This window comes from Desulfonatronovibrio magnus (genome assembly GCF_000934755.1).
Taxonomy (GTDB): Bacteria; Desulfobacterota; Desulfovibrionia; order Desulfovibrionales; family Desulfonatronovibrionaceae; genus Desulfonatronovibrio; species Desulfonatronovibrio magnus.
The window spans coordinates 1-9,719 of sequence record NZ_KN882192.1; the positions used below are offsets into that span (position 1 = coordinate 1).

General features: G+C 40.9%; 10 protein-coding genes. 2 read left to right on the forward strand and 8 right to left on the reverse strand.

All coding sequences use genetic code 11. The features are described from left to right. Positions 1–390: 390 nt before the first annotated feature. Together LZ23_RS21715 and LZ23_RS21720 are read right to left on the reverse strand one after the other, a co-directional pair. Positions 391–2,937, reverse strand: a complete 2,547-nt coding sequence (locus LZ23_RS21715) for a M16 family metallopeptidase (RefSeq protein ID WP_045217670.1) — start codon at positions 2,935–2,937, stop codon at positions 391–393. Between the two features lie 95 nt (positions 2,938–3,032). Then, positions 3,033–3,509, reverse strand: coding sequence for a lecithin retinol acyltransferase family protein (locus LZ23_RS21720; RefSeq protein WP_052507604.1), 477 nt, complete (start codon positions 3,507–3,509; stop codon positions 3,033–3,035). A gap of 159 nt (positions 3,510–3,668) precedes the next feature. Here LZ23_RS21720 and LZ23_RS21725 point away from each other — a divergent pair, with 159 nt between their 5' ends. Continuing rightward, positions 3,669–4,322: a CatA-like O-acetyltransferase gene (locus LZ23_RS21725; RefSeq protein ID WP_045217672.1), complete on the forward strand. Its 654-nt coding sequence runs from the start codon at positions 3,669–3,671 to the stop codon at positions 4,320–4,322. A gap of 818 nt (positions 4,323–5,140) precedes the next feature. Here LZ23_RS21725 and LZ23_RS21730 read toward each other — a convergent pair. The 6 genes from LZ23_RS21730 to LZ23_RS24425 all read right to left on the reverse strand — a co-directional run bounded on the left by LZ23_RS21730 (position 5,141) and on the right by LZ23_RS24425 (position 9,208). Next, a complete protein-coding gene (locus LZ23_RS21730) occupies positions 5,141–6,088 on the reverse strand; it encodes an OmpA family protein (protein ID WP_045217673.1) in 948 nt (315 codons plus the stop codon). A 42-nt stretch (positions 6,089–6,130) separates the two neighbouring features. Then, on the reverse strand, positions 6,131–6,778 hold the full coding sequence (locus LZ23_RS21735) for a hypothetical protein (RefSeq protein ID WP_198146079.1): 648 nt from the start codon (positions 6,776–6,778) through the stop codon (positions 6,131–6,133). Between the two features lie 216 nt (positions 6,779–6,994). Then, entirely contained in the window at positions 6,995–7,393 is a 399-nt protein-coding gene (locus tag LZ23_RS23110; RefSeq protein WP_157493438.1) for a hypothetical protein, read from the reverse strand. 2 nt (positions 7,394–7,395) lie between these two features. After that, the gene (locus tag LZ23_RS21745) at positions 7,396–8,379 is read right to left on the reverse strand and encodes a hypothetical protein (protein ID WP_045217675.1); all 984 of its coding nucleotides are present in this window, start codon (positions 8,377–8,379) and stop codon (positions 7,396–7,398) included. Between the two features lie 64 nt (positions 8,380–8,443). After that, a complete protein-coding gene (locus tag LZ23_RS24420) occupies positions 8,444–8,593 on the reverse strand; it encodes a hypothetical protein (protein WP_157493440.1) in 150 nt (49 codons plus the stop codon). A 438-nt stretch (positions 8,594–9,031) separates the two neighbouring features. Beyond that, on the reverse strand, positions 9,032–9,208 hold the full coding sequence (locus tag LZ23_RS24425; protein WP_157493441.1) for a hypothetical protein: 177 nt from the start codon (positions 9,206–9,208) through the stop codon (positions 9,032–9,034). Positions 9,209–9,308: 100 nt separating this feature from the next. On the opposite strand from LZ23_RS24425, the gene LZ23_RS24430 reads away from it, so the two are divergent. Continuing rightward, a complete protein-coding gene (locus tag LZ23_RS24430) occupies positions 9,309–9,473 on the forward strand; it encodes a hypothetical protein (RefSeq protein WP_157493443.1) in 165 nt (54 codons plus the stop codon). The last annotated feature ends 246 nt before the right edge of the window (positions 9,474–9,719 follow it).

The following is a 9,719-nucleotide window of genomic DNA, read 5'->3' on the forward strand; positions in this document are numbered from 1 at the left end:
CTCTTTGAATCCTGCAAGGGCTGTCTATCAGTGCGTGATCATCTGGAAAGGCACAGTAATTTGCTAATGATTTAAGCCAAAAAATGGCGAAAGTCATTTAACTTTTAAACACTGGGGTCTGTGTTCTGGGTTGCAAATATGGTTAGCCATAAAATGTTGATGAAATGTATGTTTCTCATTTTATGTTTAAAGTAATCATTCCTACGGAAATAATATTGACAGGTCAACAATTTTTGATGTTATAATTGGCACTTTTCATCTCCACATTATCATAATGACGTGGCGAATCACCCAAAAAAATCAGGAGTCAGAAATCAAAGATCAGAGGTAGTAATCTTAAAAATAACAAGGGCTGCCCCTGAAATCCTCAGGCGCAGCCCCTCCATCAAACTAAGAAGTAACAATCATCATATACCTGTTGTTTAGATCAAGATATTTTCGGGCCAATTCCCTGATATCCTCTGGAGTGCAGCTTCCAGATGCAGCTTCCCTTACCATATTTGCTTTATGTGCAGGATCATATCCATGCACAATCAGGTCAGAAGTTTCTGCTGCCTTGACCATGGATTCTTCATTTCTGTCATGATACCTGTTGACGTAGGTGTTTATTGCCCGCTTCATACTCTTTTCATCTAAGAGACCCTCTTGAAGCGATCTGATTACATCATCTGTGCTGGATATGACATCATCCACTTTTTCCTTGTCGCAGGACACACTGATGCCCATGATTCCCAAGTCATTTAACTGGTTTATTCCAAATCCCAGGGAATAACTTAGCCCTTTGCTGTCCCTGACTTCTTTAAACAGACTGCCAGATGGCCCGGAGATGGCAGCCCTGAGTAGATCAATCCCGGAACCGTTGGTCTTTCTTTTTCCCGGAATGGGAAAGCCCATTTTAATCTGTGCTTTATTGGAATTTTTCAAGGTTACTGTTTTTTCCATATTCTCAGACAAAATGCCTTCATGAAGCATGTGGTGATCAATAGTTTTGATTGATCCAAGCTTTTGGGCAAAATTTTCCAAAGCCCCGTAGTCAATTTTGCCCACAGCTGAAACACACAAAGGAGCACATCTTTGCTTTTCCCAGAAAGAATAAACCATCTCAGGAGTCAATTGACCCAGAAAGTCTCCATCTCCGAGGTATGGCAAACTCATTATTCCTGAAGAAAAAATCTGGGAATCAAAATGCCTTCTGGGATAAGTTGATGCTTTTTCTTCAATGCTTTGAATCATGGATATAGTACTGTTAACTTCCTTAGCCAGATTCTTTTCTGAGAACACAGGATTGCAGATTATGTCATTGAGCAGATCGTAAACATTTCCACTGTCTTTAACATGAAAATCAGCAACGAGGTAAAAACTGTTACGGTATGTGGAACCAATCATCCGGACATTATTTTCTTTAAAAAATTCCTGCATCTCATCAGCGGAAAGGCTGACTGTTTCTGTGCCGAGCAGATGCCCGGTAATATTTGCAATACCCTGTTTACTGAAGCCTTCAATGCCCACCCCACCTTTCCAGCTGATAAACAGGGATGTAAACTCCTTATGCTTTGCCTCGCTGGTATACAGCTTTTTACCCGGAGCAAATTCCTGCACTCTATCCGGCCTTGCTGAGGGGATTGTCCTGGACTTTTCAGCTTCCTTTTCCCACTTTATGGGCAGCAGCAAGTCATCAGCTTTGATTCCAGATTTTTCCGGTACTATGCCAATAGCATAGTGAGTGCTTTTCTTGACGTATGCGTCAATAACCCTTTGAATACTGTCCCGGTTCACCAGGTTCATGGTCATCTGAAAATCACCATGTTCTAAAGGATTATTGCTGGCTATGACATTGGTAGCCACTATTTCACACAGGCAAGAACCAATTTCTAAACGCTTCTTCTGGTAGTCTATTCTTGCTTTTTTCACCGCCTCAATCTGCCTGTCAGTAAACATGGATGCATCAAGTGACTGCATTACCTTGGCCAAAGATTCCTTGAAAACATGGAGATTCTCAGGCTTGAGACGAGACATAATGCCCATGCACCAGAAATTACAAAAACTTGTCATCACTGGAAAAATATTATTTGCCAGATTTTCCTCTAAAATCATCTTCTTATGCAATAAAGAATAAGTATCTAAGGCAAGCAATTCCAACAGAACAAACAAAGATGGATAGTCAAAGTCATCGCCGGTTTCAAAAAGAAATGATGAAATCAGGTACAGACCTTTTATGTCCCTATACTCAGCATGCACCCTGCCAGCAGGTCTTACTTTATACGCCCTGTGGTCCGGCCAGATGGTCATACTGGAATTGCCATGCTTCTGAAAAAGAGCATTGGCGTAATCAGCCACTTCCTGGGCCTTTACCTGTCCGCAGACAGCTATGACCATTTTGTTTGGCTGATACACCTTGCCAACGAATTCTTTGATCTTTTCCTGATTTATCCGTTCCAGACTTTCTTTATCCCCGATTACAGACCGACCTCCAGGAGTACCTGCCAAAATGAATTTTTCATACATTTCATGAAGTCTGGACACATGAAATTCATTTGTATCATTCATTTCAGCTAAGATTACGCCCTTTTCTTTTTCAATTTCATCAGGGCTGTAAACTGAATTAAAGATTGCGTCTTCCAAAAGCTCAAGACCCTGCTGCCATTTGTCATCAGGCATTTTCAGAGTGTACGTTGCAAGATGTTTATCTGTCTTGGCACTAATTTGACCGCCCACTTCTTCTGCGCTTGCAAAAATCTCCCCAGCCTTTCTGGTACTGGTTCCCTTGAAATGCATATGTTCAACAAAATGGGCCATGCCTTCCAGCCCCTCTGGATCATGAAACGATCCGGCCGGGCAAGTTAAGCAAATGGATACCATGGGAAACTTGTCATTCTCAACCACAACAAGCTTAAGACCATTGGCCAAAGTAAAACTCCTGGGATTGATCTCTCTCATGCATTCTCCTTGGATAAAATGTTGGAAGGAAAAAAGGAACAAGCAGGTCTAATAGCACATGACTGCGAACACGTGAGTTCGTTAGAAGGCTGAAACTATGAATTTCTCAAGTACTTCCAAGCTTTATAAACTGTGTAGCCTGCAAAACCTCCATCTATCAGAGCAGGACCAGCAGGCCCAATGAAAGCAGTCTTTCCCAAATATCTGACTGCGGTCAGGTAAGACACTTTTATGACTGTATCAGCTATTCTCTTTACCTGGGTGCTTTCGGCCTTTCCATTTTTACACCATGTAGCAAAATGCTCACAATTATTCTTCAGAAGGTTATATCTACTCTCTCCGAGACGAGACTGGGCACGTCGTACTGTGGTTTCAGAATCATTGCTGCTACAGTGATATTTTGTATGGACTTTTCTTGTCCCTGCAAATTCTCTCATTGATATCCTGCGAACCGAAGCACCCCGCTTGCTTGACAGATCCCCACTATAATGAATCACAGTTCCGTCCCCGCAATCAATTCCATGATGAGTATAGCCTGCACGAAATACATAAATATGATCCCCCTTGGCCATTTTTCACCCTCCTGCGCTGATTGATATTATATAAAAAAATTGGTAAGATTATATTTTACCAGCAAGACGACTAAAACCTTGTGCAACCTGCTGATAGATTTAAAACCCGAAAATTGAAATTTACTAAACTCTTGGACGAATTATTTGAAAGGAAACAGCATGCAGAATATTAATTATCATGAATGGAAAAGGCGGGAGCAATATGAGTTTTTTGTTGGCATGGACTGTCCGTACTTCAGCCTGACCACGGACTTGGATATTACCAAAACACGAGCCTATATGAAGGAAAATCAGATACCTTCATATCTTGGGATGATATATATAGTATCCAGGGCATTAAATTTAGTTGAAGAATTCCGGGTTAGGCTGAACCTACATTGCGACCCACCCGAGGTACTTCTGTACGACATAGTGCACCCATCTTATGCTGTGCTAATAAAAAATTCTGACAAGCTAAATTTTTGCAGAGGAATATTCGATCCAGACTCAATGGAATTTCTAACAACAAACAAAGCCCTGATGAAAAAAGCTGAAACAGAAACTAATCTTGAACTCGATCCGAACAGAGACGATCTCATTTACATAAGCTGCCTTCCATGGATTCACTTCAAATCAATTTCACACCCCATAAACTACAATCCTGCTGATTTTTTTCCAAGAATTACCTGGGGGCGCTTCGTAGAACAGGGTAGTAAAGTTATTATGGCCCTTAATGTTAACGTACATCATGGCCTCATTGACGGCCTGCATGTTTCGCATTTTATTGACAATCTAATAGATCTGATTAAGTCACCTGAAAATGTTTTTTCTTAACCCCTGCCAACCCTTACCATGACACACAAAAGCACTGCCCGTTGTCGAGCTGTAGAGGCCATGGCCTTGGTTTTTCGATAAGAATTTTCATAATACCTCCATTTGTTAAATTTATACCTTTTTGGAACTGGTTCTCTTTTCATGTCTTACTGTTTCTCTTGGAAAGTGGTTTGACAGCTCTCAGTCTTTAAGCTGAAGAAAAAAGCGTAATTGTTTAGCTGAGTGTTGAAAAAGTCCTTATTTGGCAGTCCGTTCAAAAATCCCAAACAGCGACGCAGCAATAAGGGAGAATCACCAACCGCTGCAGCAACAATGCCCAAAAGAGTCACTGCTCAAAGTCGTAGGCTTCGAAACGATGATAGTCATAGGACCTCCTTGATTGATGTGTGTGGTAGTACTTTTTGTTTTTTACTGGGAAAGTGGCTTAGCGGGTGGAACTGTGAAACGAGATAAACTATTCAACTACATAGAACATGAAAGCCTTGCCACCTGATTCGTCATCCCGGAGAGCTTGAACCTGGGACTGGTTTCCAGACTATTTTGAATGGCTATGTGCCGTACGTATATAGTGATTAATTACAAATAAGAACAGTTATTGTGGTGAGGCACTACGCTTGTTGACAAGAACATGGGAGAGTCTCTGGCAGGTCTCAGTCAGAAAAGTCGATCAAAATGAAGGCAAGCTACACCTGTGAATGGATAAGCAATGTCAGGAATACACCATGCAAAGACTATATCCTGGCTGATTGTCAGCTAAACAGGTCCGGTATTCAGGCCAACAACTCAGGCAGGCTATGCATGCCATCTTCTGCAGCTGCTCAATGTTTTCCCTGTATCAGCTCACGAGGCGTAATTCTGGCAAGCTCCATATTGGCATTGTCCACCTGCTGCATCATGGCCTTTTTTACTTCATCACGGTAAGAGTCAACTATTGCTCTCAGTTCAGCTTCAAAGGCTTGCCGGTTCAAATGCTCGTCTATTTTAATTACCGCAACATCAGTACCAAACCAGGCTACTGCAAGCCCAACCCCAGCACCTATGAGCGCACCTTTAGGACCTGCAGACGCGAAACCTACTGAAGCTCCCTTTGCCACGGACAATCCTGCCCCAGCAGTTCTTTTGCCAGTATGTCTTAAAATTGCACGTAATTGCCTGTATGTATAAACACCCCCAGCAGCCCCAATTCCCAGTGTAGCTGTCCTGGCTACTATCATTTCTGGAGTGGTAAACCTGCGCTTTGCATCATCAACAGCAATGTCCAGCATCTGTTTAACTGCTCCTCTCTTTGATGAAAACAGACCAGGATCGTTCTCCCTCATGAATTTACTGGTCTTAGCAGTAAGCTCTTGATAATAAACAGCCTGCACAATCTGGTCAGCCTGCTCCAATCGCTGGTCCAACCCCTGGAGCATAATCTCGGCCACCTTTTCCTCAAAGTATCCTGACATAAGCTCCAAATACTGTCCCTTTACGCTATAATGCACATCTGCCATTTTGCTGATACCATGATATACAGGCTCAAATGCCTCATCTATTCGGTAGTTAATGGCCTGTCTGGTCTGCTCAAAATCACTGTTTAATACTTCAATGGTGTATTCAGAATAAGAGTCTCTAAGAAACACACTGTGTCTCTGCATATTTTCATAAGTGTCGTATCTGACAGAGAAATGCAGCATTATGGCCAAAACTATAATGGCAAGCGCTGCACAGAAAAATGCCTTGCAACCAAAAGGTAAAGTTTTTTCATCTCTGTATGTCTCTGTCATAATTAGCTCCCTTATGGTGTTTTATTACTTAAAAGCAGATTCTCATGTTGGTATATCTGTAAAATCATTATTTTGTCGGGATTGCTGAGCATGACCGAATTTCAATATCATCAATATAACTTCAGCATTAAATCTGCTCATAGCCAAAAATACAAAAGACGACTTGATAAAGAAAAGCGACCAGATTAGAAATTTGATCCAGTTTTGTTCCAGGGTCTTTGATGAAGTTGCAGAATAGTAATAAAAAATTGCTTCCAATTCATGAATTGCTTTAAGAAAAAAGTTTGTCACCGGACAAAGTGCGCCTGTCTGAGCTGTAGCATTGGCGATCGTTGCAGGCAAAGAGCTTAGATCAATATAGTGAGGAATTGGAGTGTTGAATGCTGTCCAGAGGTACATAGGAAGAATCACCAAAAAACTTAACAATGAAATCAATTTTATAGCAGCAACATAGGATATATCTGACGCTACCCATCTTTTTACCGCTGGATACACAATCCAATAGAATATTCCAATACAAACAACACTCATAATGACATAAAATAGCGCCAGCCATGATTTAAGAGCGATGAATGACATCAATGAAGCAGCATACACAGTTGAAATTCCAATGGATATGACTAATGAAAAGACCCGGCCCTGCATAATTCTATATGGCCATGTGCCTGGAACGATAAAACATTTGGCCAAACATCTTCTTTTGTAAACTCTGTACTTATACTGATTCCCAGAAATTATACCAACAACCAGGAGAGGAAAAATCAGGGTCCAGCTGGTGTGGTGATGAAATTGAATATAGAGGCAATAAAACAGGTGCAGGATCAGTGCTGCCGGGAAAATATATATTAGGACTGATTTTTTCACTTTTTCTTCTTTGATTGTCTGGGGCTTAGCATGGAAGCTGGATTAAAACTTCCACTCATGCCCTGGTTCATTCAACATATTTCTGGTACGATGCATATCTGTCAGATCCCGGAAAGGAGTATTGCGGGCAAGTTCAGTAATTGCGCCAAGCACCATAGCCAATTGATCATTATTATTTGACTCAAGAGCGCTGTCAGCTATTTTGAACAAACGGTCAAAGTTTTCCCTTCGCTCGCTAAAACTCTGATCAATATAACTGAAAAAAATATCTCTTTTTGCATTGAGCTCCTCAAGCCGAACCCTTGTTTCACATTCAATTCTGAAAGCTTCTGTCCTGTTTCGAATGATTTCTTTTTGAAGGGAGCAGATTTCTCTTACAAACTCCACAGGATTGAAGTTTACAGGCACACTTTTAAATATGCTTTTGGCAAATTTACTCATGTTCATCCTCCCATTTTCTGATACTTGAACTTAATACTCCTGCTTGCCTCAGTGATGTTCCCGTTATTATCCAGCACAGGAGTTTTTATAATCTCGGCCAATGCCTTGAGTTGAACTGCAGCCTGCTGAAAAAGTTGAATATGCATTGTATTTTTGACATCAAAGTTTTCAGGATCGATCATATCCAGAGTGCTATTGACACGCAGGTCAATATTTATAATCAGAGTATTGAGTTCACTAATGCGAACCATCAACCTGTTCAGGAATGCAGATATGGCATTAAGCCTGCTGATTTCAATATTTACACTTGCTTCATAAGATCTGGCTTCCACCATCGCTTCAGAACCTCTTTTGGCTAAAACAAAGCCACCGACTAATAAAGCAGGTGCTGCTGTTAATCCACCCAGAACCACTGTTCCCAATGCCATTCCGCCTCCACCTGCAGCAACAGACCCACCACCAAGCCAGGCCATGGTAGCCTTAGTTGCAGCTGCTCCACTAAGCCCAGAAATGGAAGTACCTGTACTGGCTGTCCCGAACAGGCCAATCAGGAGCTTCGTTCCAGAAGCTGCCCCTAATGCAGACGTACCCATGGATAAAGCGCCTGTAGCCACATTGTGAGCCTTGATGGCCGACACCTTAAGATCATCTATTACAATTGGATCTACTTCCACTTCTCTTAGGATACGGTCCAATTCCAAGGATCCATTGTGACCAAAACGAGATACCAGATCCAAGAATCGATTAAAGGTGGTCTGCTGAACGTGCATGATGTTGTCTGCGTATTCACAAGCCTTTGTGTTGGTCTGGTTTTTTTTATTGTCAACCATGGCCTCCGCCTTCTGCCCCCTTTCCAGAGCATTGCGAGCAATATCTTTGGCCTGATTTATGTCGGATATCCCGTCATATCCTTTTTTTATTCCATACCCTGCTGTAAAAGCTGATCCTGCGCCAATTATGATGGGGATAAGAAGTGGAAATGCCATGAGAACTACCTCCCGATTTATGGTAATATGATAGTCAAAAAAATCTTAAAACACGTAATTTTTATCATTGCATTTTTTTACCAGAGCCTTGGTCAGTACCTTCAGACTCTGGTTTAGTTTGATCTGAATCACCTTCAATGCTTTTCTTGATAATTTGTTGAGCGATAACAGTTGTTGCAGTAATTATGATTGGAAGAAAAAATGGAAATGGCATAACTTACCTCCGTAAAATTAAAACATTTAAACAGTGACTGATAATACTATTAACGGAACTTAGGTCATTGTTTTCAGTAATTCACTGAATTAATCTGTTTTTCACTTAGCTGCTAAGTTCCACGACATTTGAACCTAAGTCTCACATTATTTTAACTTAAAGCATACATTAGTTAAGGGGCATTTATTTTTATTATCATGCAGGCTTTTTGATTGGTAAACACCTGGATAAACTATACATTTTTGCTGGTTATGGCGGGGTATGCGGGGTCAAATAATTCATGAATATGTCTTGCCAATATCAAGGTGTAGATTCCAATAATTTGGGATTATCAGTTCCAATTAATCTGGAACGTAGCACCTAGCATACGTTGATGATTCAAAATCAAAGCAAATCTGAAAGCAGTCAAAACTCCTTTCCAAGGAGATATCATTAATATCATTTGAACCAGGGTTTATCATTATTCCCAGGCCCTCTGAAGTCATGCTGCTTGTTTTCGTTTGAATTTACCACTTCAGAAAGGGCAAAAAGGCCTGCCACAATTGTTCCAAGAACAGTAATGACCTTAATATATTCCCAATCCCATGAATCATTGTGCTTAGTTTTGTCTGACATACTCGCCTCCCTGCCCTTTGAGTTCGGTTACATAAAATTCCATAGCCCCCTATCAGTACAATTATATATTATGGAACCAGAAGGAGGATTTTCAAAAGCGATGAGTAAATATTTATGGAGACATCCCAGAGCAGGGTTTAAAGGCTCATTGACATTCACCGAGGACAATGATCGTTACTATAGACTATGCAGGAAATGCTTGCAGGATTTTGAGCAATCCGGACTGGGAGATAAGCTGGAAATCAAAGATTTTGATGCGGTGTAACGTGTGTCAAAAATACACACCTACTCGCAAAATCCGTACATGATCTGAAGATTCACTAAAAAATCACTTAAGTCGTTGATTTTATTGGATTTCACGAAAAACGATGTACGGAATCAGTTTTTTACCATTAATATCAGAGAGTTATGATGCAAATTTTAAGTAAACTCTATTATAAAATTTTTTCTTGATTTTGGACTGAGGGGGGTATATACGGAAATTGACTTGAGAGACTATATCTGACAAGGG